The organism is Saltatorellus ferox, from assembly GCA_007751475.1.
GTDB lineage: Bacteria > Planctomycetota > UBA1135 > UBA1135.
Window position 1 is genome coordinate 7,112,307 of record CP036434.1, and the last position, 25,263, is coordinate 7,137,569.

The 25,263-nt window shown below is 66.5% G+C and carries 15 protein-coding genes; 5 read left to right on the forward strand and 10 right to left on the reverse strand.

Annotation, left to right across the window (positions count from 1 at the left end):
* The first annotated feature begins 75 nt into the window (after nt 1-75).
* On the forward strand, nt 76-2,808 hold the full coding sequence (locus Poly30_RS25775; RefSeq protein WP_145204572.1) for an FG-GAP repeat domain-containing protein: 2,733 nt from the start codon (nt 76-78) through the stop codon (nt 2,806-2,808).
* 6 nt (nt 2,809-2,814) lie between these two features.
* Here Poly30_RS25775 and Poly30_RS25780 read toward each other — a convergent pair whose 3' ends face one another.
* The gene (locus Poly30_RS25780; RefSeq protein ID WP_145204575.1) at nt 2,815-5,004 is read right to left on the reverse strand and encodes an OsmC domain/YcaO domain-containing protein; all 2,190 of its coding nucleotides are present in this window, start codon (nt 5,002-5,004) and stop codon (nt 2,815-2,817) included.
* 272 nt (nt 5,005-5,276) lie between these two features.
* Here Poly30_RS25780 and Poly30_RS25785 point away from each other — a divergent pair, with 272 nt between their 5' ends.
* Nucleotides 5,277-7,544: an RNA polymerase sigma factor gene (locus Poly30_RS25785; RefSeq protein WP_145204578.1), complete on the forward strand. Its 2,268-nt coding sequence runs from the start codon at nt 5,277-5,279 to the stop codon at nt 7,542-7,544.
* A gap of 165 nt (nt 7,545-7,709) precedes the next feature.
* Here the strand turns inward: Poly30_RS25785 and Poly30_RS25790 are convergent, their stop codons facing one another.
* From Poly30_RS25790 to Poly30_RS25815, 6 genes are read right to left on the reverse strand one after another with little or no spacing between them, the layout of a single operon-like run.
* A complete protein-coding gene (locus Poly30_RS25790; protein ID WP_145204581.1) occupies nt 7,710-9,101 on the reverse strand; it encodes a PP2C family protein-serine/threonine phosphatase in 1,392 nt (463 codons plus the stop codon).
* Nucleotides 9,102-9,125: 24 nt separating this feature from the next.
* Nucleotides 9,126-9,665 (reverse strand): phosphatidylglycerophosphatase A family protein, encoded by a 540-nt coding sequence (locus Poly30_RS25795; protein ID WP_419190680.1) that lies wholly within the window; start codon nt 9,663-9,665, stop codon nt 9,126-9,128.
* Nucleotides 9,662-10,369 (reverse strand): CDP-alcohol phosphatidyltransferase family protein, encoded by a 708-nt coding sequence (locus tag Poly30_RS25800; RefSeq protein ID WP_145204584.1) that lies wholly within the window; start codon nt 10,367-10,369, stop codon nt 9,662-9,664. The genes Poly30_RS25795 and Poly30_RS25800 overlap by 4 nt, the downstream gene beginning before the upstream one ends.
* Complete coding sequence (rimO, locus tag Poly30_RS25805; RefSeq protein WP_145204586.1) at nt 10,366-11,739, reverse strand: 30S ribosomal protein S12 methylthiotransferase RimO; 1,374 nt, start codon at nt 11,737-11,739, stop codon at nt 10,366-10,368. Before rimO ends, Poly30_RS25800 begins: the two co-directional genes overlap by 4 nt.
* Nucleotides 11,740-11,769: 30 nt before the next feature.
* Nucleotides 11,770-14,817, reverse strand: a complete 3,048-nt coding sequence (locus Poly30_RS25810; protein ID WP_145204588.1) for a DNA translocase FtsK — start codon at nt 14,815-14,817, stop codon at nt 11,770-11,772.
* A gap of 4 nt (nt 14,818-14,821) precedes the next feature.
* The gene (locus Poly30_RS25815) at nt 14,822-17,671 is read right to left on the reverse strand and encodes a DNA translocase FtsK (protein ID WP_419190681.1); all 2,850 of its coding nucleotides are present in this window, start codon (nt 17,669-17,671) and stop codon (nt 14,822-14,824) included.
* Nucleotides 17,672-17,854: 183 nt separating this feature from the next.
* Between Poly30_RS25815 and Poly30_RS25820 the strand changes: the two genes are divergently transcribed.
* Nucleotides 17,855-19,282, forward strand: a complete 1,428-nt coding sequence (locus tag Poly30_RS25820; protein ID WP_145204592.1) for an alginate export family protein — start codon at nt 17,855-17,857, stop codon at nt 19,280-19,282.
* A gap of 70 nt (nt 19,283-19,352) precedes the next feature.
* Entirely contained in the window at nt 19,353-20,582 is a 1,230-nt protein-coding gene (locus Poly30_RS25825; protein WP_145204593.1) for a M20/M25/M40 family metallo-hydrolase, read from the forward strand.
* Between the two features lie 21 nt (nt 20,583-20,603).
* Here the strand turns inward: Poly30_RS25825 and Poly30_RS25830 are convergent, their stop codons facing one another.
* Nucleotides 20,604-21,194: a DUF1579 family protein gene (locus tag Poly30_RS25830; RefSeq protein ID WP_145204596.1), complete on the reverse strand. Its 591-nt coding sequence runs from the start codon at nt 21,192-21,194 to the stop codon at nt 20,604-20,606.
* Nucleotides 21,195-21,248: 54 nt separating this feature from the next.
* The gene (locus Poly30_RS25835; RefSeq protein ID WP_419190682.1) at nt 21,249-22,253 is read right to left on the reverse strand and encodes an aldo/keto reductase; all 1,005 of its coding nucleotides are present in this window, start codon (nt 22,251-22,253) and stop codon (nt 21,249-21,251) included.
* Nucleotides 22,254-22,372: 119 nt separating this feature from the next.
* Here Poly30_RS25835 and Poly30_RS25840 point away from each other — a divergent pair, with 119 nt between their 5' ends.
* Entirely contained in the window at nt 22,373-23,512 is a 1,140-nt protein-coding gene (locus tag Poly30_RS25840; protein WP_145204599.1) for a hypothetical protein, read from the forward strand.
* 151 nt (nt 23,513-23,663) lie between these two features.
* Here Poly30_RS25840 and Poly30_RS25845 read toward each other — a convergent pair whose 3' ends face one another.
* Nucleotides 23,664-25,166 (reverse strand): prenyltransferase/squalene oxidase repeat-containing protein, encoded by a 1,503-nt coding sequence (locus Poly30_RS25845; protein ID WP_145204602.1) that lies wholly within the window; start codon nt 25,164-25,166, stop codon nt 23,664-23,666.
* Nucleotides 25,167-25,263: the final 97 nt, after the last annotated feature.

The following is a 25,263-nucleotide window of genomic DNA, read 5'->3' on the forward strand; positions in this document are numbered from 1 at the left end:
TTCCGCGATAGAAGCAAGGTCAGATCGTGGCTCGATCCTTCCCAACCATCCCACACCTACCTTTCCCCAGGTCCCATGAGAACGCGACTTCCCCGCCGCTGCCACGGTACGCTCGCCGCCGCTTCCCTGCCCCTTCTGATCGCTCCATGGCTCGCTGCACCCGCCGCAGCGCAGATCGGCTCCACCCCTCGGCCCATCGCCATCGATCCTCGCCCAACGCTCGTGCTCGACCACGATCGCAACGGTCGCGACGAGCTGATTTCCTATGGTGGAACGACGCAGGGCCTCGCTGCCTATCGCCTCGCGGCCGATGGGACGATGGTCCTCGATCGCCTTCTCTCGGTGGACCACCGCAAGCCCCTGGATATTGCGGTGGCAGACATGGATGGCGACGGCCTGGACGATCTGGTCAGCATCGAGACTGAGAACACGTCGGGCAACCCCTTCCTTGGACCGACCCTTGGCCTCTACTACGACCGAGGGGGTCCGGCGCTCCTGTTCCAGCCCACCAACAGGCAAGTGGAACCGGACGATCGAATCACAGCCTTCGATTTCGACGGGGATGGCGACCAGGACATCGTCCTGTACCCGAACCTCCAGCGCTCGACGGCGACCTCCCTGCCCACGCCGGGCACGATCCGCTGGTGGGAGAACCTCGGGAACGGCGGGTTCGGGTACCCCGCACCTCCCCAGTCGTTCCCCGAACCGCTCCTTTCCGCGCAGCCGATCGCTCTGCCCCAGAGCCAAGAACTGAACTTCGTGGCCCTGCGCCCGTCTTCGGGCACGATCGTGATCCTGCGCAAGGTGGGACTGGTGCTCCAGATCGAAGCTCAGCTTACATCGCTGGCCGGTTACTCCGACCTGGAGGTCGGCGACGTCAACGGAGACGGCATCGAGGACGTGATGGCGCTCCGGGGCGGTACGCTGATCTCCCCGCAGGTGAGCGTCGACCTCTACCTCGGCACGGCCAGCGGGGCCCTTGGGAGTCCTATCTCGGTTCTCGCGTTCGCGGACGGTTTCATGACCGATCTGTCCCTGCTGGACGCCGACGGCGACTCCGATCTGGACCTCGCGTTGACGACCGTCGGCACGTCCTCGACCGTCCACCGGATCGCGCTTCTGAGCGGTGACGGCCTCGGCTCTTTTGGTCCCCTCAGGTACACGGGTCAGGGGAGGGGAGCCGCCCGGACGAAGGGGCTGGCCGGGGACTTCGACGGCGACGGGCGAGGCGACCTGCTGCACGAAGTGGTCCTGGCTTCGGGGCCCGCGTCGATGACGCGGCAGGGAACGCAGGACGCGAGCGGAGCCGCTTTCGAAGCAGGGATCGCACGCGGTCTTTCCGGACCCGGCCTGGAGACCCTGGTCTGTGATTTCGACGGGGACGGCGTGAACGACATCGTCCTTCCAGGACCGTCGAGGCTCGACGGTTGGCTCCGCGGGCGAGCGGACAGCAGCGGCTTCGAGAGCCCGCGCCCCCTGGACGCCACGGGCCGCGGACTCCTGGCCGCGAACCTCGACGGCGATACGGCGGAGGAGATCCTGGTGACGCGCAGCCCCTCCTCGGTGTGGATCCTGGATAGCACCGGGAACGGAGGCTTCGGCTCCGACGTCCTGCTCGACCAGGGCAGCGCGGAGCTCAACGTCGAAACGCTGGCCGCCGTCGACCTCGATGGCGACGGCGATCTCGACCTCACGGCCACCGACCGGGTCACCCAGGATCTCACCTGGTTCGAGAACACGGGGTCGCTCGTCTTCGCACCTGGCGTGGGACTGGGTTTCGACGCATTCCCACAGATCCGATCCTTCGACTTCGGCGACTTCGATGGGGATGGACGTCTCGACTTGCTCACCAGCGACTTCACGCTCTTCCCGTTCCAGGGGGACACCTATTCCTGGCACCAGGGCCTGGGCGGTGGGCTCTTCGGACCGAATCAGCCCGTCGGCATGGGCGGCAACGATACGCTCGTGGTCGACGTGGACGGAGACGGTGCGGACGACGTTCTCTGGACCGGAACTCCGGGGACGGACCTGCTGGGATGGACTCCCGGCGGCCCGATGGGGCTCGGCCAGTCGAACGGCATGACGCTCGTTCCGTCGATCGGCGGCCTCACCCTGCTCGGTATGGCCGACTACGACGGAGACGGCCGGCGCGACCTGCTGGCGCAATCGACGACCGCGCAGGTCGTCGGCTATCGCTCCCTCGGAGCGGGGGCCAGCTTCAGTGCCACCGGCGTCGAGGTGATTCCGGTGCGCCCGCAGCCCAATAATCAGTCGCGCCATGTGAGGCTGGCGGATCTCGGCTCGGACTTCGACATCGATGTCCTGGTCGAGTCCACGGACAGCGGCCGCGTCTGGTACGAGAACACCAGCAACGGGCTGGTGGGGACCTCGTTCTGTGGCCCGGCGGTGCCGAACAGCACGGGCCAGCCCTCGCGGATCCTCGCGGCGGGCTCCGACGAGGCGCAGGCCAACACCCTGCGCCTGCGCGTACTCGAGCTGCCGGCGAACGCCTTCGGCTTCTTCCTCGCGAGCCAGACCCAGGTACCTGCCACGCCGGTGATCGCGTCCTCGGGCAGGATCTGCCTCGGCGGCGCCGTGGGCCGCTACGTCGGACCGGGACAGGTGCAGTCGAGCGGTGCCACCGGGACTTTCGCCCTGGACCTGGACCTGTCGGCGATCCCCCAGCCGAACGGCTTCGTCGCGGCCATCGCGGGATCGAGCTGGAGCTTCCAGGCCTGGAACCGCGACACCTCCGCAGGCGGTACGACCTCGAACTTCTCGGACGGCCTCGAAGTGAACGTACGCTGACCGGCGCTACCGCGCCGTCACGCTGGCGAGCCTCGCCACCTGAAGCTTCTCGTAGCTTTCGAGGAGCCTCAGGTGCTTGTCAATGCCCGTGAGTCTCATGTCCGTCGGCGTGAGCCCGTAGAACCGGGTCTCACCCGACACGCTCGCGACCGCGTGGCCGAGGATCTCCTCGTCGAACATTCGAGTGAGGTTGGGAACGTAGTCCTGAAGCTCCAGATCGTCGCGCAGCGTGATATCGAGCACGGCCTTCAGGACCTGGTAGAACCGCGTCCGCTCGGGAACGCTGTCGTTGAACTGCATCAGCGTGCCCAGCATCTCGTTCGCTTCCTCGAGCTTCCCGAGGGCGAGGCAGATCAGGACGCTGAGCTCGCAGATCGTGCATCTGCCCCACGGCGAGTTTTCATCGAACGCCACGCCGATCAGGATGGCGATCGACGTGTGCCCGCCGAGTTCGCTCTCTTCGAGTCGCTCGAGGAGGCTCAGGAGTTCGTCGTCGCTCAGCGAATGAAGGTTGAGCGTGTCCTCCCTGAAAGCGAGCCCTCGGTTGGTGTTGTCCCACACGAGGTCCTCGGCTGGATAGATCTCGGAGTAGCCGGGCACCAGGATCCGGCAGGCGCTCGCGCCCAGATCCTCGTAGTCCGCGATGTAGACCTCCTTGTCCAGGTCTTGCAGGATCCCCATCAGGTACCCGTACTCCTCCTCCGTCGAGCCCGCGAAGTCCCAGTCGACGAACTCGTGGTCCGCGGCCTGGCTGAAGAACTTCCATGAGACCACGCCGGTCGAGTTGATGAAGTGCTCGACCATGTTGTTCGGCTCCTGGATCGTGAACTCGTCGAACGTCGGCAGAGGGACGTCGTTCATGCCCTCGAAGCTTCGGCCCTGCATCAACTCCGTCAGGCTTCGCTCCAGAGCGACCTCGAATCGGGGATGCCCTCCGAACGACGCGAAGACGCCACCGGTCCTCGGGTTCATGATCGCGACGCACATGACGGGGAACCGTCCGCCGAGCGACGCGTCCTTCACCAGGACGGGGAAGCCCTCCTCTTCCAGCTTCGCGATGCCCTCGACGATGGTCGGGAAACGTCCGAGCACGGCCTCGGGCACATCCGGAAGCGTGAGTTCCTCCAGAATGATCTCCTTCTTCACCGCGCGTTCGAAGATCTCGGACAGGCACTGCACGCGCGCTTCGTAGCGCGTGTTCCCGGCGCTCATGCCGTTGCTGACGAAGATGTTCCCGACGAGGTTGGCGGGGACGTAGACCGTCTGCTGATCGGACTGACGAAGGAACGGGAGGGCGCAGATGCCGCGTTCGACGGCGCCGGAGTTCGCGTCCACGAGGTGCGAGGCTCGGAGTTCGCCCTCCTCGTCGAACGCCTCCATGAAGCGCTCGTCCATGAGGCCTTCGGGGATCGAGTCGTCGGGTCCTGGCTGGAACCACTTCTCGTCGGGGTAGTGAACGAACGCAGCGTTCGCTCTCGTTTCACCGAGATAGAAGTCGTTGTAGAAGTAGTTGTTGCTCATGCGTTCGAGGTACTCCCCGAGCGCCGAACAAAGAGCCGCATCCTTCGTGGCGCCCTTTCCGTTCGTGTAGCAAATCGGCGATTCGGCGTCGCGGATATGCACGGACCACACGTGGGGCACGATGTTCCTCCACGACGCGATCTCGATCTTGATTCCGAGCCCTTCGATCAGCGCGCCCATGGTCGCGATCGTCTCCTCGAGCGAGCAGTCCTTCCCCGGGATCATCGTTCTGGTGAGAGAACTCGATTCGTCCACCGCTGCTGTGCCAGGCTCGCTCTCGGCGTCGCCGCCCGCCCGGATCTCGAAGCCCAGACCGTTCTGGATCACTCGCTTGACGGTGCAGCGATCCATGGCCTGAACGATGCCGTCACGATGCTCGTCGGAGAGTCCCTCCGGAAGATCCGCGCGGATCCGGAACGTCTGCTGGTACCGGTTGTCCGGTTCGACGACGTTGTCCTGAACGAGATGGATGTCTTCGGTGGGGATGCCGTTGGCGTTGCAGTACACCTTGACGAAGTAGCCAGCGCAGAGGGCTGACGACGCGAGGAAGTACTGGAAGGGGTTGGGCGCGGTCCCGTCTCCCTTGTAGCGGATCGCCTGATCGGTGATGACCCGGAAGTCATCGAAGCTGGCTTCCAGCCGGAGGTTGTCCAAAAACCGGACTCTGATCTGCATGGGGTTCCCCGAGGTTCGTGCATGGAATCATCAGCAGTTCGCTCGGGCATGAAGATCACGTCGAAGGCCGGTTGAGAAGGCTTCGAGAGTCTGCGGCTGATGGTGAGCGGGGAGTGTAGCAGGGGGCTTCGTGGCGGCTTTGGGTCGGGTTCGGTACCGCCAGGAAAAGACGAGATGCCTGCCGCGCCTTCGGGCTCGGCGGCGATTCAGGCTGGAATCCCGTCCTGCCGACCCAAACGGGCGCCTTCCCGCGCCATGATCGAGGAACCAAGATGAGCCACCCCGACTTTCTGCTGGCCGAGCTGAGCCAGCACGAGACCTTTGTCCGCCGCACCCTGACAGCGACCCTGCGCAACCACGCGGAGGTCGATGACGTGATCCAGGAGACCTGGATAAGAACCCTTGCCCACGGCACGGTTCCGGGGCGGGCGTGGCTCGCCCGGACGGCGCGCAACGTCGCGGCCTCGCGCTGGCGCTCCGACGAACGGCGCAGGTTTCGGGAGCAGGCCCGTGAGCAGGAACTGGAGGCGCCCTCCACGGATGCGTCGCTCCAGCGCGTCGAGGATCGTCAGAAAGTGGTCCGCTGCATCCTGGGGCTCGCCGAGCCGTACCGGGGCGTGGTGCTGATGCGCTACGAGGAGAACCTGAGCGTCGCCGAGATCGCGAGCGCCCTCGATCGGAGCCCGGGCACGGTCCGGTCCCAGCTGTCGCGGGCCCACGAACTCCTGCGGACCAGGCTCGACGCGGACTTCGGGGACCGCAAGCACTGGGCGGCCCTCGCCCTTCCCGCTGCGATGGTCAAGAAGTCGGCCGCTGCCTCGGTGGGCGTCATTCCCTTTGCGGTCGCGGCCGGAATCATCGCGGCGGCCGGGTTGGGCCTGCTCGCCTACCGCGTGCTGCAACCCGCGACCGATCCGCCGGCTCCCCTCGTATCGAACGCGACGATCGCCACCCTCTCTCCCGGGGAAACTCGCCTCAGCGCCCCCTTGCTGACGCCGCCTTCCTCCGAGTCGCGCACCGAAGCCGCCGCGCCCCTTCAGGAAGCGGCGACCCCGAAGAACGCTCGCCCCTACGAGGAGCGCTTGATGCCGCGCGCTGAACTGCTCGCGCGCTCGTACTTCGGAAACTACGAGAAGGCGACGTTCAGCTTCCCGTTCGGAATCCGCGATGACCCCGGCCTCGAGCTCACGCGTAACTCCTGGAGCGTTCTGTTCGGCAATGGACGCGGAAGGCTCGACTTCGGAATGACCCGCTATGGCAGCTTCGTCGTCGACCTCGGTCGAGTGGATCCACAGTCGGCCGCCGACTTGACCATCACCTCGCTCGCCTTCGACGAGGACTCGGTGGTCCCACGTGTGGGCCACAGCTACTTCGTGATCAGCCGAGACGAAGAGTCGACCCTGGCGAGCCTCGTCCACGTCGTGGAACACGAGCCGAAGAGGCGCTGCGTATTCGACTGGTACTCGACCGACGGCACCGGCCGAGCGCAGGGGTCGATCGTCGACGACCGCGAGGGGCGCCCTCTGGTGGACGCGCTCAAGCACTGGTACTCGCTCCTGGGCGCTGGCACCGAACTCGCGACGCCGGAGGTTCTCCTGCAGCTGCGAGCCGGGGCCGGCGGAGGCAACCCGAACACCATCGACATGACGGGCAACGTCAGTACCTACGTCGACAAGCTCGTCCCGACGCCCCTCGACTTCTTCGCCGAGATCGAGATGAAGGATCCCTCACTCGCGTACTTCCACGGCGGGATCGTGGGGTCGAATCGAGCCTTCGTCGTCACGTCGATCGACTACGAAGGCGTGGCGAAGGGGGACTCGAACGGACACGGTGAATTTCAGCTGGTCGTCGGAGGGACCAAGATCGCGAGCTATCGCGATCGGGACGAGCCCTTCCGCGATCGCTGGAACGGCCGCCTCGTGATCGAATCGGGCGACGAGTCCAGCACCTACCTGGAGGTCGCGAACTCGAGCAGCGGAAAGGTGAGCCTGCGCGGTCACTTCGAGGAACGTGTGCCGCTCGAGGACGCTCCGTTCAGCCCGGCCGGAAAGGGATTCCTCGGAGACCATGCCATCCCGGAATCGCCGGTGATTCCCGAGCTCCAGGCCCCGAGGGTGCTGCTCCAGGCACGGAACGGGCGGGGCGGTGGAAACGGCCATGAAATCAACATGTGCGGTACCGCCAGCTATCGCTTCGACTCGATCTCCAAGACACCACTCGATGTGGTCGCTCCGCTCGACGACAGGACGCGATCCATCGCTTTCGCCGAGGGCGGCGCCGTACCCGCTGGCCAGCAGTTCGTGGTCACGTCCGCACGAATGCGAGGCTTCATCGTCGGGGAGCAATCCTACCGCTACGCCAGGCTGTATCTCGGCCAGGATAAGCTCATCGACGTGAAGAGCCCGGCCCCGACCGTCGACGAGACCTGGAACGGCTCGATCGTCATCCTCCCAGGTGAAGAGACGCGGCTCTTCCTGGAGATCGCCGACTGCGCGTCGATCGAAGTTGTCCTGGAAGGCCGCTTCGAGCCGATCCGATAGCCCGCCCCCTGGCGGTACCGAACCCGACCCAAAGCCTGGCGGTACCGAACCCGACCCAAAGCCGCCACGTTTCAGATCGAAGGGGAACCCTTCGATCTGAAACGTGGCGGCTTTGGGTCGGGTTCGGTACCGCCAGGCTTTCGGTCGGGTTCGGTACCGCCAGGCTCAGGCGTCCCGGCCCAGCACGATCAGGCTCACGTCCGTCGGGAACGGCTCCTCGTCGGCGAAGGCTTCCAGGGCCGTCAGGACGCCGTCGAGGGCCTCGGCGGGGGCGTCGGCCGCGTTGCGCGCGAAGAGCTTGTAGAAGCGCTTCTCTCCGATCTCCTCGCCGTCCATGTTGATCACGCGCACCGCTCCCGTGCCCGCGATCACCACTCGATCGCCCTCGTCCATCGGGACGTGGCGGACCGAGATGCCGCGCTCGAAGACCGGGCCCTTGTCGAAACCGAGGGCGATGCCATCCGGCTGGATCGCCCGGATCGACTTGTCCTTGTGGGCCCAGTGAACGAGCGGCAGCTTGTGGCCCGCGGACGCGACTTCGAGTTCGTGGGTGTCCGAGTCGAGCGCCGCCGCCAGGACCGTCACGTACATGCCGCGGCGGACCTCGCCCGCGATCGTTCGGTTCACCGTCTTGAGCGCCGACTCCAGGGAGCCGCCGCGCTTGAGTTCGCTCTTCAGGTAGGCGCGCGCCATGGCTCCCACGAGCGCGCCAGGGACCCCCGCTCCGCTGACGTCGCAGGCGAAGAAAACGGTTCGGCCGTCGTCGGCCTTCACGATGTCGTGGAAGTCGCCGCCCGGCTCGCTGGAGCCGACGTGTTCGGACGCGACCGAATAGCCTTCGGGGACCTCGAAGTCGGTGGGCTGCAGCGCTTCCTGGACCTCCATCGCGACCTCGCGTTCGCGCTCGCGGACCGAGAGTTCGACCTCGGTGTCGCGGGCATCGCGCAGGGACTCGGTCATCCGGTCGATGGCTCCGGCGAGCAGCCCGACCTCACCGCCGCCCTGGGCGCGGACGCGATGGGAGAGGTTGCCGTTGGAGATGGAGCGGACGTCGTCGACGAGCGCGGTGATCGGCCGCGACACGCGCGTCGCCGTGATGAGCGCGACGACGGCGGTGATGAGGAGCGCGAGCGCGGTCACGGCGAAGAAGAGACCGTAGAGCTTCGCGACCGGGTCACCCGAAGCGTTCGCCGCAGGGGCCACCAGCACGTGCGCCTTCGTATCGTCCCCACGAACGTAGGCGAAGCCGTTGGCCGTCGCCTGTCCCTCGCGGCTCAGCTCGGCCTCGGCGCGAAGGAGCGCGCCCGATTTGAGCTGGGCCGCCTGCTTTCCGACCTGCTTGTAGGTGAGCGTTCCGTCCACGTACTGGGCCTGCGCGATCGCCGCCTGGTCCCGTGAATCCTTCACGGCCTCGGTGACGATCTCCCGCGTCGTGCTGAGCAGCACGAAGCTGAACAGCATGAGCACGAGCGCCAGCACCGCGGTCGTCGCGATCGCGAATCGAGGGGCGATACCGAGCCCGGAGCTACGGGCACGTCCTTCGCGTGGTGAGGCCATCGAGCGAACTCCGTTCAGGTGGGACTAGCGAAGTGGAGCCAGAGAAGCGTCCCAGGACGCTGGCTCCAGGAAGACAAGGCGCAGAACGGCCATGGTAAACAGGCCGTAGACGCCCGCCACGAGATCGTCGAGAAGGAGGCCGTCGCCGCCGCGAAAACGCTCGAAGTGCCTGGCGGGCGGCAGCTTCACGGTGTCGAAGTACCGAAACACCACGAAGGCCGCAAGCAGCGCCAGCAGCGTCGGGCCACCCGCCCAGGCGATCGTGACGAGGTAGCCGACGACCTCGTCGAGAACGAAGAAACCCGGGTCCGCGCCTGCCCGGGCCTCGACCCAGGGCTGAACGATCCGTCCGACGACGTAGAGACCGAGCGCGAGGAGTAGCGTGTAGAGCAGGAAGTTCCGGGACCCCGCCAGCAGCCACGCGATCAGCACGCCGCCGAGCGTCCCGAACGTCCGGGGCGCAGCTGGCACGAGGCCGAGTCCGCCGAACGACGCAACGCCGAGGAAGAGAATGTCCTTCGGCGTCCAGGTGCGCGGTGCGCCCGCGGAAGCCGACGAATTCACGCGTCGTCACCCGAGAGACTGGCCCCGGAAAGGATGGCTTTGGTCTTGAGCACGTAGGTCACGCCCGACCCGATCGTCGCGAGCAGCGTCAGCCATACGAGCCCCTCGACGACGTAGCCCCACATCACGTACCACCACTGGCCCCAGTCGAAGGCCTCCATCCAGATCAACCCTCCCACCGCGATGCTCTGCACGATCATCTTGATCTTGCCGAAGCCGTCGGCGGGGAACTCGCGGCCGAGGCTCTCGACGTAACCACGGATGCCGGTCACGAGGAACTCGCGCGCCAGGATGGCGACGACGATGCTGGCGGGCAGGCGCGGCTCGGACCACGGCATCACGGAGAGGTACACCATCGCGCCGAGGATGAGCACCTTGTCCGTGAACGGATCGGCGATGCGGCCGAAGGCCGTGACGAGTTGATCGCGTCGCGCGAGATAGCCGTCGAGGAAGTCCGTCGCCGCGACCACGGTGAACAGCCAGAACGCCACCAGGAACGGCGTGCGGTCCCTGGCGATCTCTTCGCGGCTGATGTCCCCCCAGATCGCAAAGATGCCGAACAGCACCAGCGCCCCCGCGAAGCGGATCATCGTGATCCTGTTGGGCCAATGGGCGAAGACTCCCTCCTTGGCGCGTCGAGTGGTCGGGCTGACGGGCAGCGGTGCCTCTGAGCGCGCGCTGCCGCTGGGGGAAGCATCCGTCATCGTGCAGCCCGCTGGCCAGGAACCGAACCGACCGCTGCGCCGACCCAGTTCTGCTCGTCGTCCGTCTCGTCGATGCGAACCATGATTCGATCCCCGACAGCGGCATCCGGAGCGTGAGCGAAGGTCACCATGTCGACTTCCGGCGCATCCATCGAGCCGCGGCCGACCACGAAACCACCGTCGGGGTCGGGCGGTTCGTCGACGAGGATCTCGACTTCGGTGCCGATCGCGGCCTCCTGAGTCCTGCGAAGCTCCGCGTCGCGCGCCTCGAGCACAGCATCGCGGCGAGCGGACGCGACGTCCTCGGGGACGGCGCCATCGAGGTCGAAGCCGGGCGTCCCCTCTTCGGGCGAGTAGGTGAACGCGCCGAGGCGCGAGAGCCCGTACTCCTTCACGAGGTCCACGAGTTCCGCGGCGTCCGAGTCGGTCTCGCCGGGGAAACCCAGAAGAACGGTGGTCCGCAGGGTCAGTCCCGGAACTTCGGTCCGCAGGCGATCGAGGATCTTACGGACCTGGTCGCCGCTGCCCGCGCGTCGCATGGCGCGGAGCGTGTTCGTGGCCGCGTGCTGAATCGGGATATCGAGGTAGGGCAGCACCTTGGGATGGTCGGCCAGGAGCGGCGCGAGGTCCCACGGGAACCGGTTCGGGTAGGCGTACATGACCCGAATACGGGCGTCGCCGTCGAGATTCGCGAGGCCTTCGATCAGCGAAGGAAGCTCCATCCCGAAGTCGCGCCCCCAGGCGGTCGAGTCCTCGGCGACCACGACGAGTTCCTTGACGCCAGCGCCGATGAGCTCCTCGGCCTCCGAGAGCACGTCGGACGGACGCTTCGAACGGTGCTTGCCGCGGATCGAGGGGATCGCGCAGAACGAGCAGGTGTGATCGCAGCCGTGACTGATGCGCAGATAAGCGTAGCTGCCGGGGGTGGCGAGGAGCCGCGCGCCTTCACGCTTGGGCTCGCGCAGCCCTGGGCCCTCCAGGTAGCGCTGGTGCGACTGACCGTCGGAGATCCGCTTGATCGCCTTCGCGAGTTCGCGGTAGTCGCTGATCTCGGCGAAGACATCGACCTCGGGGTACTGGCGTGCGAGCGTTTGCTTGTAGCGCTGGACGAGGCATCCCGCGACGACGACAGCGCCGAGGTCACCCTTCTTCTTGCGCTCGACCAGCTCGCGGATGGCCCCATGGCTCTCCTCCCGCGCTGGCCCGATGAACGAGCACGTATTGAGGACCACCGTATGGGCCTCGCCCGGATCGCCCGTCACCACGAGCCCTTCCTCGGCCATCCGGCCGAGGATCAGCTCGGAGTCGATGAGGTTACGGGCGCAGCCCAGGTGGACCAGAGCGACGAGATCAGACGAGCGAACGGTCAACGGGAGGGCGCCAGGCGAAGGTGAAGAGGGTCAGGAGTGGGCGAAGCGGCCTTCCCACTCGTCCAGGGACATCAGGATAGCACGCTTCTTACCCTCCTGGTATGGCCCGATGAGCCCCTCCGCGAAGAGTGCCTCCAGGATGGAGCACGCCTCGGCGAACTCCACGTCGAAACCCTTCTGGATCACCGACACGGCGGCCCGGTCCTTGGTGACGACGAGCCGGCCGGCGTCCAGGAGGCGCTGACCGTCTCCGGAGAGCCCCTCCGGTGCTTCGTCGGCGCCTGATTCTGGACTTTTTTCCGGGTCAGATTCAGCCAGGGCGGCCGCGGACGGCGCGACAGGGGCGGGCGGAGCCTGGGGCTCGAGGATCACGTCCTCGGACTCGGCGGCTTCTTCCTCGTCCTCGTCCTCGTACTCCTCGTACTCGGATTCCTCCTCGCCGGGCTCGTCTTCGTCCTCTTCAGACTCCTCGCCGTCCTCTTCCTCGTACTCGGCGGCTTCCTCGTCGTCCGCGTCCTCGTCGTCTTCCTCGGCCTCTTCGTACTCCTCGTACTCGGCTTCCTCGTCCTCGTCTTCGTCTTCTTCGGCGTCCTCGTCCTCTTCGACGAATTCGTACTCCTCACCGAGGTCGGCGGGATCGATCGGGTTGCCGTCCTCGTCGACGTACTCGTACTCCTCTTCTTCGTCTTCCTCGAGCTCGGCCTCCTCTTCGTATTCAGCCTCCTCGTCGTCTTCTTCAGGCTCGTCTTCCGCAGAGATCTCCTCTGCCTCCAGCTCGATCGCGTCCTCGATTTCGAGTTCAGCTTCAGGTTCGACCTCGGCTTCGACCTCGGCTTCGACCTCGACCTCGGCTTCGGCTTCGGCTTCGGCCGCCTGCGACAAATCCAGAACGCCGTCATCGACGCCCCTCGCCTCCGTCTCGGCGAAGGCGCTCTCCGAGGCCTCGGCCTGCGCGAGCAACTCATCGAGCACCGACATCGAAGGCGGCGTCATGTCCTCGTACTCTTCACGCGAATCGTCCGCGTCGAAGCCCTCCTCACGCCGCTGCCAGCGACCCGACGGATCCACGTCCGGAATCGTCTCGAGCACTTCCGGGCTGAGGTTCACCGCCACGTCGTCGTCCTCGTCGTCGTAGCCGACTTCCCAGGCGGGACGCGGCGGCGGGCTGACGCTCGCGGGCATCGCACCCGCCTGCATCGCCTGCTTGGCCATCGGATCTTTCCCGACGAAGCCGTCGTGGCCCGGGAACAGAACGCTGCCCGCTCCGGCCACCGTCGTACCCATCCCGGACGGAGCGGGGACCTCCGTCACCTCGAAGCTGGGAAGCCCGGGGTCCACGTCGTCGTCGACCGAACGCGCGCTTGCTTCCGCCGCCGCCTCGGACGCCTCGTCCTCGGGCGACCTCGGCACGAAGGGTTTGACCCCATGGGGAAGTTCGCTCGGACCAGTCGCGCTCGCTCCTTCCCTCAGGATCGCCGCCTTGTACGCGGCGGCTTCCTCCGGGCTGAGGCCGCCGTACGATCCCGAGGTCCCGAAGGGGTCCGTCTCGCGCAGTTCGGGCGTCGACGGCGTGTACGGGGCAAACTTCGGCGGCGCAGGCAGCGGCGCCGAAGGCGGCGGAACTTGATTCAGCGGCTTGGGAGCCGAAAGCTCGTCGTCGAAGTCGAACGGCGCCACGTCCTCCCGCGGCGTGCCGGCGGAACTTCCGAAAGGACCCGCCCCGTGGCCACCAGCGGCCCCATGACCAGCGGCCCCATGACCAGCGGCCCCGTGGCCAGCGACCCCGTACGGATCGGATGCCGGCGCGGGCGTCCCGTAGTTCTGCGAGGCGGAACCATGCGAACCGTAGTTCGGAGTCGCGTGACCCTGACGGTGAGAATGCGCGGCGGCGGAGCGGCCTGACCCCGCGGGCGCACTCGGCTGACCCGGACGCGGCTCCAGAGGCGCCGCGCCCTCCGGGATCAGACCCTTCAGACGAACGTCCTCGGGGTAAGGCGAAGGCGGAATCGGCTGGGGCTGCTCCATCGAGTGCGAGGCGCGGCGCCACACGTCCTCCATGTACGCAAGCGTCTTGTCGTCCGGCGCCAGCGCAGCGGCCTCGTCGTGGGAAACTCCCTCGGTCCCGCCGCGCGCCAGCGCATCGCCCAGCGTCACGGGAGCGCCGGCCCGGCGGACCTTCTTGTTGCTGACGCGCCGCTGACGATTGGCGCGCCCCTTCAGGATCTCAGCCTCGGTGCGAGGCTCGCGCTTGAAGATCGAGGCCCCCGCGGCGGCGGCCGCAGCTCCGACCGACGCGGCGGCTCCCGCCGCCTTCGCCAGCGCCGAACCCGCCGAAGCGCGCGGGAGCTCATCGCGTTCGACGATCGGGCCGAGGCCATCGTCCTCGTCGAACTCCGGCGCCGATTGCACGAAGCCGAGCCAGACAGCGCCCGCGATCACGGCAAGTCCCAAAAGAACGCCCGCCCAGGTCCCGAGCCAGCTCGCCATTGCGCCGCCGGTTCCGAAGCCGATCTGTCCACCACCGCTGACGAGGCCCTGCGTGGTCTGGGGCGCCACGGCGCCCATCACGGCCGCGAGGCCGAGCCCGCTGACCAGCACGCCCGCCACGCGGCGAAGCGGCTCCGTGCGCAGGCTGCCGAGGACCATCAGCGCGCCGAGCACCGCGATCGCTGCCGACGTGATCAGTGCCGCCCACGGTCCGAGCCAGTGCGCCACCTTCGCCGCCAGCGCCGCCGTTCCACCGAGGCCAGGCGCCGCGAGGTTCGTCCCGTCCAGAATCGCCTTCGCGACCGCGGCCGCCGGCAGGCAACCCGCCAGAAAGAGGAGGCCCCCGATCAGCTCAAGACCGCTCGATTCAGCGCCGCCCTGCAACGACCCATGGTTCGACATCCCGGGGGCACGACCCTCGGGGTGGTGGCCCCCGTGACCGGGCCGGAAGTCGTCTGCGTACCGCGATTCGCGCCTCGGTGCGGGCACACCCTCCCCTCCAGGAGGCGCCTCCCAGCGGTCCCCTGCGTCCCCGTCGAAGGGGCCCCCATCGAACGGTCCCGCCACATCGTCATCAAAGTTCGCGCTCATCGGATCACCCCGCCCTGTCCAGATTTGCCTGGTTCTCTTCCCAGTCCTCGAGAGTCATGAAGATCTCCCGTGCCTTCGAGCCCTTGTGGGGCCCGAGGATGCCCGCGTCGGTCATCTGGTCGATGAGGCGCGACGCGCGCGTGTAGCCGATCCCGAGGGCGCGCTGGAGCAAGCTGGCTGAGCCGCGCCTGTACTTCAGAACGACCGTCACGGCCTCGTTGAACATCTCGTCGGCCTTTTCGCCGCCCTGGCTCAGCTCACCAGGGGGCGCGCTGCCCGTCGCGGTCTGGACGAGTTGCTGGTCGAAGTTCGGGGCCGCGTGCTTGCACACGTGATCGACGAGGGCCTGGAGTTCGTGGTCCTCCACGAGCGCGCCCTGGACGCGAATCACCTGGCTCGCCGACGGCGGCGCGTAGAGCATGTCGCCCTGGCCCAGCAGCTTCTCGGCGCCCATGCAGTCGAGGATGACGCGGCTGTCGATCTTGGACGCCACCTGGAACGCGATCCGCGTCGGCAGGTTGCCCTTGATCACGCCGGTGATGACATCCGTCGACGGACGCTGCGTCGCGACGATGACGTGGATGCCGACGGCGCGCGACTTCTGGGCGAGGCGCGTGATCGCGCCCTCGGCCTCTTTCTTCGCCTGCATCATCAGGTCCGCCATCTCGTCGATCACGAGCACGATGTACGGCACGTGGCGCGGCGTGTAGTTCTCGCTGAACTCGTCGCCGAGCTTCTCGCGGAGCTTGTCCTCGCCAAGCTTGTTGTACGTCTTGATGTTCTTGACGCCCGCGTTCATGAAGAGCTCGTAGCGGCTCTCCATCTTCTCGACGGCCCACTGCAGCACGTTCGTCGCCTGCTTCATGTCCGTGACCACCGGCAGCTCGAGGTGCGGGATCTTCTCGAACATCTGGAGCTCGACCATCTTCGGGTCCACCAGGATCAGCTTGACGTCATGCGGCGAGCGCGTGAGCAGAAAGCTCGCGATGATCGTGTTGATGCAGACGGACTTACCGGAGCCCGTCGTGCCTGCGATCAGCATGTGCGGCGCGCGCGCGAGGTCCTCGACGATCGACTTGCCCTCGGCGTCCATGCCGAGGAACAGCGGCAGCGCCATGTAGTCCGTGTCGTACGCCTTCTGCGTCACGAGTTCGGAGATACGCACGGTGCGCCGCGTGGCGTTCGGCACCTCGATGCCGATCGTGCTCTTGCCCGGAATCGGCGCGACGATGCGAACGTTGCGCGCGCGCAGGGTCGCCGCGATCTCCTGGCTGAGGGTCGTCACCTTGCTCATGCGCGTGCCTTGGGCGACCGTCAGCTCGAACATCGTGACGGCGGGGCCGACCTGGGCACCGACCACCTCGGCCTCGACGCGGAAGCTGCGCAGCGCGTTCTCGAGGTTCTGGGCGCTCGTTTCGAGGAACTCCTTGTCGAGGCCGATGTTGGCCTCGGGGGCCTCCAGCAGGTCGAACGGCGGCAGCTCCCACGGGCCCGGCGGTGGAGTCGGCGGGTCGTAGACCTTCCGCTCCATGGTCGCAGCGCGGCGCATGGCGGCGGCGGCCGCTCGCTTGGCCTTAGCCGACGCTTCCTCTGCGGCTCGATCGAACTCGGCGTCGGACTCGGCGTCGTCATCCTCGTACTCGTCTTCCTCGTCGTCAGAAGCGCCGCGTTTGGCCGCGGGCTGGAGGACGTCGTCCTCGTCCTCGTACTCCCACTCCTCGTCGTCTTCGAGTTCTCCGTCCTCTTCGTACTCGGCGTCCTCGTCTTCCTCCTCGTACTCGTCCAGCTCGGACGGATCGATCGGGTTGCCGTCTTCGTCGACGTATTCGTACTCGTACTCCTCGCCGTCTTCGAGTTCGTCCTCGGGCTCGTCGACGTCGTCGAGACCGTCGAGATCAGGCAGCTCCTTCGGCTTCTTGGGTGCCTTCGGCTTGGTAGTCGCCTTCTTGGTCGAAGCTTTCTTGCCCGCCTTGGACCTCGATGACTTGCGCGTCGACTTCTTGGCGGAGCCCGCGGCGGAGGCCGAAAGATCCGCGCCGCGCAGGAAGTCCCAGATGCCCACGAAGAGGCGCTTCGCCCAGCCGCCGACGGCGGGCAGGAACTCCTCGCCCATGCGCTCGCGGCGGTCGTCGAGCCAGTCGCCGAACGAGGTGATCGCGGTGTAGAAGGCCATCTCGGTCGCGAGCAGCGCGGAGATGCCGACGATCGTGAGCAGCACGATCCAGAGGCCGACCTCGCCGAAGCGTTCGACGAGGCCAGGGTTCGAGACCAGGGCGAGCCAGCCGCCGGTGCCGAACGGCAGATCCGCCGAGAAGGTCGAAAGGACCACGTCGGCGCCGGCGATCTGCTCGCCATAGATCGCCGCCTGGTTGCGCGCGGCGAGGAAGGCCTTGCGGGCCTCCATGTCCGGCCCGAAGCCGAGGTCCAGGACGAACGCGAAGCCCAGGACGAAGAAGACCACGCCCACCAGGCGCAGAATGGGCATTCGCACCTCTTTCCGGGCAATGATCACGCTGCCCCAGAGGATGCCGAGCGCGGCCAGGAGATAGCCAGAAAGGCCGACGGCGCTGAGCGCGCCGTCTGCGAGGTAGTGGCCGAGAGCACCACCGAGGTTGGAGCCGGCCGGCGCCGCCTCTCTCGGGGTGATGAAGGTCGCCATCGACAGCAGCAGCCAGAGAGACATGCCGACGAGGACGAGCCCCCCGAGCTCGCGTACGCGAGCCGATGAGTCGTCATCGAGTGCCTCTCCAAAGAGGAAACTGCCCGCGAGCTGTCTCCAGCGCCCGGTCTCTCCCCCCTTGGCCCCACGCCCCTTCTTGGGGGACGCCTTCTTCTTGTTCGCTTTGCGCGCCAAAGTACCTGCTGGCCGTCTGTCGAGTGGTCCGCCCCCCCTCCGGAGGCGCCGAAGGCCCATCGTTGCGACCGTGGAGGCCCGGTTCAATGGTGTGACCCAGTCTCTCTGCCGCATTAGTTGTATTCTTCACCCCCCCGCGTTCCTGCGCCAATAGAGCGCACCCTCCCACCTGAATCCCGCTTCATGCGAAATCCCAGCCATTCTGGCGGCCGGTCGGCTGCTATCACCCTTCTTCTGAGCTTCGGCCTGACGGGCGCCGCCCTGGCGGCGCCCGTCAGGCCAATCCTCCCCCAGGAAGAGCAAAAGCAAGGTCCTTGGCGCCTGGCGACGGCCCTTGGAACCCCCGACTGGTTCGAGATCAGCGGCACGGTCCGCGGCCGCTACGAGACCTTCGATAAGCAATTTCGTACCGGGGCAGGGGGCTACCAGGACGTCTTCGTAACCCGCTCCATCGTCGCCGCCACCCTGCGCGACACCTACCTCTCGGCGACGGCCGAGATCATCGACAGCCGCGTTTACAGCGGGGTGAGCGACGCCCGGCTGAACACCACGATCGTCAACGCCGTCGAACTTCTCCAGGCCTACCTCGCCGCGGATTTCACCGACACGTTCGAGCCGGGCGACAAGCTCCGGGTCCAGTTCGGCCGGCACACGATGGACGTCGGTAGCCGACGACTCGTCGCTCGCAACCGCTACCGCAACACGATCAACGCCTTCACCGGCATCAACGCCCAGTGGGAATCGCAGGCCGGGACGAAGGTCCGCGCGTTCTACACCCTGCCGGTCCAGCGCCTCCCCGGCTCCGCCGCTGCCCTCCGCGACAACGAAATCGAGTTCGACGAGGAGCACCCATCCACCCGCTTCTACGGCGTCCACGCCGAGCTGAAGGACGTGGCCCTGGGCGCCAACGCCGAGTTCTACGGCTACGGCCTGCTCGAGTCGGACGGTGTGGACTTCAACAGCCGGGACCGGAACCTCAAGACGATCGGCACGCGCTGGAACAAGAAGCGCGCGACCTCCGAGGTCCACTGGGAGATCGAGTCCGCCTATCAGTTCGGCGAGTCGCCCTCCAGCGAGACCCAGACCCTGGACCACGAGGCCTGGTTCCACCACGCCATGGTGGGGTACGAGTTCGACGCCGAGGGCAAACCGCGGCTCGAGGCGCTCTTCGACTACGTGACCGGCGACAACGACCCGAACGACGATCAGAACAACCGCTTCGACACGCTCTTCGGCGCCCGCCGCTTCGAGTTCGGCCCGACGGGCATCTTCGGCGCGTTCGCGCGGTCGAACCTCGTCTCGCCGGGTCTGCGCTTCGTCACGAAGCCAGCCGACCGCTGGGAAGTGATGGCGACCCAGCGCTTCCACTACCTCGCCTCGGACCGCGATGCGTGGACCACGAGTGGGCTGCAGGATCCAGCGGGCCGCTCCGGTAGCCACATCGGCAACTTCTCGGAGGTTCGATTGCGCTACGACCTGATCCCCAAGTCGGTTCTGCTGGAGTTCGGCGTGGCCTACCTCAGCGCAGGCAGCTTCATCGAAGACGCCCCGAACGCCACCGACCAGGGCGATACGCTCTACGGCTACTTCCAGACGAACTTCACGTTCTGATCGCGCCGGGAAGGACGGGAACGGGTCGGCCCCCCAGGCAGGGCAGCCGACCTGATATCCTGTCCTCACCATGAGCAACGGAAACGAGAAGAGCACGGGCCCCTGGATCCAACCCATGTCCGAGGAAACCTTCACGCTGATGCGTGATATCCTCGGCGCCCCCAGCCCGGTGGGCTACGAGGGGGCGATGACCTTCGGTGTCGTCGAGCCCTACTTCGAGAAGACGAAGCTCTCGCACTGGAAGTGCGTCAAGTTCGTCGGCAACGCCTCGATCGTGCTCGACACGGACCCCGAGCACACGGACAAGCTGACCGTGCTCGTGGTCGGCCACGCGGACAAGATTCGCTGCCAGGTCCGGCACATTAGCGACGACGGCAAGATCTACATCGACTCGGATTCGTTCCTGCCTATGACCCTGCTCGGGCACGAAGTGATCCTCTTCAGCCGCGAACCCGGCAGCCACAGCAAGACGCGCATCCTGCGCGGCGGCACCATCGAGGCGCTGGGCGCGATTCACTTCGCCGATGCGAAGACTCGCTCGGGCGACTCAGGCGTGAAGAAGGAGCAGCTCTATCTGGAGCTTCAATTGCACGGCGATGACCGCAAGGCCCAGGTCGAGGCCCTCGGCATCCGTCCGGGCGATCCGATCCTGATCGACCGGAAGATCAAGCGCGGCTTCGGCGAGGACAGCTTCTACGGCGCCTACCTCGACAACGGACTCGGCGTGTTCTGCGCTGTCGAGGTCGGCCGCCTTCTCGCCGAGGCGGGCGGACTGAAGAACATCCGCTGCTTGCTCGCCGCCGCGAGCCACGAGGAGATCGGCCGCATGGGCAGCCGCGTGATCGCGGGCGAGATGACGCCGGACGTTGTGATCGCCGTGGACGTGAGCCATGACTACGCTGCCGCCCCGAACATCGGCGATCGTCGTATGACGCCGACGACCATGGGCAAGGGCTTCACGCTCGCCAACGGCGCCATCGTGTCCGAGCAGCTGAACTCGATCATCGAGGCTGCAGCCGAGAAGGCGGGCATCCCCTACCAGGCGAGCGTCGTGGGCCGCGACACGGGCACGGACGGAATGGCCGCGTTCCTGGCAGCGCGCGACGCCGCGGCGACGAGCATCGGCTTCCCCATCCGTAACATGCACACCCCCTCGGAAAGCGGACACACGGGCGACGTGCTGGCCGCGATCCACGGCATCGTGGCGGCGATTCAGGCGATGGACGCAGCCGCCATGACGCGCGACGACTTCAAGAAAGGCCACGCGCGCCTCGACCAGGCGACTCCGATCGGCGGCTAGTCATGGGGGCCGCGGCTACATTCAGCGCACGCGCTCGGCCACGCCCGACGAAAATTCGACCCACTCGCCGTCGGCTCCGAGCATTCGCGAGCGCAAGAGCCGGCGCCCACTCCCGTCAAACTCGGTGATGTCCTGGAAGCGCGTGACCCGCGAAGGATCGTCGAAGGCCGGACCTTCCGCCTCGGCGGTGAGGGTCGAACCGCCTTCGTCGAGCCAGCAGCGGTAGTTCCACATGTGGCTGGAGGAAGAGTCCACCCAGAAGCCGACGATGTCATCGGTCTCGGCGTCGTACGCGAGGGCGAGCCGGGCCTCGAAGTCTCCGGGCTCGCCTCCAGCCCGAATGCGTGAAACGATCCACGGCCCCATCGCCTCCACCGATTCCGTGGACTCCATGACCATCGTTGCGCCGTCCGAACCGCCGCCGACTTCGCTGCGGATGCGCCAGTCGCCGAGGAGGCGCTGCAGGTAGGGGTGCAGGTCTGCGGTCGGTGGCATCGCAGCGAAGCTGGAAGCAGCGGTCGCTTGATCAGCCCGATCGCCGGCCGCAGTACCGTTCGCCGGGCCGGTGGCGGAACAGGAAGCGAGCAGCAGCAGGGGGAGGAGTTTCTTCATGGTGGGTAGGACGAGAGTCCTGTGGGAATCAGAACGGAGATAGGGCGGTCGAGATCAGCCCTCGAGGATCGCGATCAGCTTCCCACGCGCGGCGCCATCGAGCGCCGGACCGACGCCCGCCCCCATGTTGTCGTCGAGGTGGTGCGGCTTGCTGGTCGCCGGGATCGGCACGGTCATCGCGTCGTGGCCAAGGATGAACTTGAGGAAGAGCTGGCCCCAGGAGCTGGCGCCGAAGTCGGCCGCCCAGCCGGGAAGCTCGAGTTCCTTCGTGGCTGCAAAGAGCTTGCCCGCCTGGAAGGGACGCATCACGAGCACGCCGACGCCGTGCTCGATGCACGCGGGGAGCACGCGCTCCTCCACCCTGCGATCCGTGACCGAGTAGGGAATCTGGATGAAGTCGAGTGCGTCGCTCGCCACAAGTTCCTCCACCTTGGCGAAGTCCTGCATCTCGGTGACGCCGACGTAGCGCACGCGGCCGCTGGCCTTCCACTCCTTCAGCGTCTCCATGTGCACGTCGAGTCCCACGAGGTTGTGGACCTGCATGAGGTCGAAGTGCTTGGCTCCCATCAGCTCTTCGCTGCGAGTCATCTGCGCGATGCCCGCCTCCTTGCCCTCGTCGGTCCAGACCTTGGTGGCGTAGAAGAAGTCGTCTCGCTGGAGCCTCCCGCTGAGTGCTCCGACCACGGCCTCGGCGCGCTTGTACATGGGCGACGAGTCAATGAGGCTGCCGCCCCAGTCGAGGAACCGCTTGACGACCTCCAGCTCATCCGGATTCTCGGCGGCGGGGTCCACGTCGAAGGTACGGGAGGTGCCCAGCCCGATCCGCGGCAGCAGCTCGCCGGTACTCGGGATACGGCCCCGCCGAATGGCGGAGCACGCGGGCCGATCCTTGACGACGGATACGCTGGCCGAATTTCCAGCCGCGAGTGAATCGGAAGCGAGCGCGCCCGCCATGGCGACGCTGGCCGCGCCTCCGAGGAAGGTCCGTCGATCGTGACGCCGGGGCTCGTTCGGGCCCTGTGATGGATGCTGTGACGGATGCTGTGAAGAGTGTTGCATCCCCCAAGTCTAGGCGTCCTCGCCAACATGCACCAACCCCGCGACGTAGTGCAGAGCCTGGCGACGCACACCGAACGCGGCCCGCACGCCCCCCTTACCTGGTTCTTTCCGCTCTTCCCATGATCGTCCTGGCTGGCTTTCTTCTTCTCGCACCCGTTCCCATCCAGGGCGATGCGGTCTCCGCCCCCGACCACGTGGTGGCGCGGATGAACCCCGGGGCGAGTCTCTCCGAGGACGCGGCCGTTGCCGAAGCGCTGGGTCGCTCGCTCGACGCTTTTCTCACCGAGGCCAGGGACCGTGCCTTTACGGAGCGCTGCGTCGACCCGGCCAGCCTGCTGCGCACCGAGTTCTTCTTCCAGGGCCTGAGCGGCCTCGGCTCACACGAGGGCTCGGAGCCTCCCACCGTGCTGAAGTCCTACACGACCGACGGCTCCACCTACTTCGTCACGGTCGCGTTCACGGCCGTCCGCGAGGAAGCACCGTTCCTCTCCAAGATCGTCGAGTTGAGGGCCACGCCGAAGGACGAAGGCTTCCGATTCGATAGCCCCTTCACGGAACGGACAGCGGACTTCCGTGCTACGAACTTCGGCACGGTCACCTTCCACCATCGAAACGCTCTCGATGACCCAGCCGCGCGTGAGTTTGCAGACTTCAAGGAAGAGCTCTGCCGTCTGGCGGGAGCGGAGAACGAGGAGCTGGACTACTACGTCTTCCAGAGTCTCGATGAACTCCTCAAGTGCTACGGTTTCGTGTACGACGCCCACAGGTGCAACTTTCTCTTCCGCGACCTCGGCTTCTCCGATGATGGCGGCAGGGTCTTCGCGACGGGCACGGGCAACCCCCACTACGCGTTCGAGTACGTGGGCGAGTTCCTGAAGCACCACGTCGCGGACCCGGACGAGCTGTACGGCCCCTTCGTCGTGGGAATATCGACGTGCTACGGAGGCTACGGCCTGTCGGGCGAGTCGGTCGACGAGCTCAAGGGCCAGTTCCGAAAGAAGCTCTTCGACGACCCGGAGACCGACTTTCTGGCGGAGTTCAAGAAGGGACGAAAGTCCTCGGTCCAGCGCCACTTCTCCCACTTCGTGCTGAGCGCTTTCCTGTGCGAAGAAATCCTGGCCAAACATGGCTTCGAAGCGGCGCTGCGCCTCGCCAGCACCGGCCAAGACGGCGCGAGGTTCTTCGAAGAGCTCAATACGATCCTGGGAATCAACGAGACGAACTTCCACGCGACGATCCGCCTTCTGATCGAAGCATGAACCCAACGTTCAAATTTCCGCTACCGGAACAAACGGACCAGGTGCAACCGTTCCGGAACAAACGGACCAGGTGCAACCATTCCGGAATGGTTGCACCTGGTCCGTTTGTTCCGGAACGGTTGCACCTGGTCCGTTTGTTCCGGTAGCGGACTCAGCGCAGTTGTGCTTCGATCTCACCGATGCGGAGGAGAGCATCGGATCTGGGGGAGGCATCGGTCGATTTGCTTTCCTCGGCCCATGGAATCAGCTCCAGCGTTTCCAGCTTGATCGGTTGGGCCAGCTCAAGGCGCGCCTTCCGGAGGCCGTTCAGAGGCAGGAGCACGGGGTAGGGCCTTCCATTCACCCGGAGGACGAGGCGCCTCGTTGCCTCCCGCCCCATCTCCCCGCGCTGTCGTTCGAGGTTCTCGACAGGACTCGAGAGGAGGATCGTGTCGACGCTCCTCGGATTCTCGAACGAGATCTCCAGGCCTCCGTCACGGGGTGTCCACCAGGTCGTCCTCCGCGTGTCGGCGAGTAGGGTGGGGCCGTGCCCCGAGACTCCGGTCGAGGGCTTGAAGCGAGGTGCCATGGAGGGGAGTAGATTGCGGCCGAGATCGCGCCTGTGCAGCTTCTTGAGCGCAGCTTCGAACGCGTGGCTCCCCGGCTCTGCGTGAAGCCCCTCGTCCAGCGACCAGTGAGGTAGCACGGCCCTTGAAGGCGAACCCGAAAGGGGAGCGCTTACCTCTCGGGTCGCGCGGGACAGAAAGAGAAGCGCGAAAGAGGTCTCGATACCATCCGGATCCGAACCGCCCCAGATGCCCTCCACGGATTGCGTTCCGATCAGGCTCAGGGCTCCCTCCCGGTACCAGTCGTGGCTCCCGAGCCACTGCGTCCCGGTCAGCTCCGCCGCGCGTTCCGTCCCGTAGAGAGCGTAGAGCGAGATCCCCACTTCCGGGCCGAGACGGGTGCCGCGGCCCTCGTCGAAGGTCTCCGCCATCCACTCGAGCGCGCGCGCCTCCACCACTCTCAGGTCGTGCCACTCGCCTTCCTTCCACACGTCCTCTGACCCGCTCGCTTCCGTCAGCATCCGCAGGCAGATATCAGCGCACGCAATGCCAGCGGCAGTCATGGAAACGCTGCCGACGCTGCCGCCCCGCGAGTATCCAAATCCCCCATCCGGTGCCTGGAACTCCGGCAGCGCAGCCGCGAGCGTCGTCCAGACCTTTCGATCCACGGGCACGCCGCTCTTGTGCGCTGTCCAGAGCCCCAGCGCCGCGTACTGGGTGTTGGAGAGGTCCTCCGATCCCGGGTAGCCCCATGCACCTTTGGCCTGCGATTTTACGAGGAATGCAGCCAGCTTCTCGAGGCTCGACCGATACGCCTCCGAGTCGCTGCGCTCCAGCGCCATGATCGCACAAGCGGCCTCGTAGGTTCGCCGAATCGTCTGTCGGGCCAGCGCATCCGACGCGGCACGCACGCGCTTGTCATACCTGCTGGCGCCTCCCAGGAGCGCCGCGTAGAGACAAAGTCCATCGCTCGGACGCCGAGCCTTCATCCCCCTGCCCCGCGTCGCCATGTCCGTGATGCGCTCCTCGACGAGCGCCACGACGGCCCGATCGATGGCGTGCCGGACCTGCCGCCGAAGCGCCGGACTCGCCTCCTGGGTCTGCGCCATCGCCGGATCCTGGCCGAACCCCAGCGTCACCATGAAGGCACCAGCCAGTAAGCAGCGTTTCATCATCGACACGACTACCCGCCATGCCAGCGGGGTT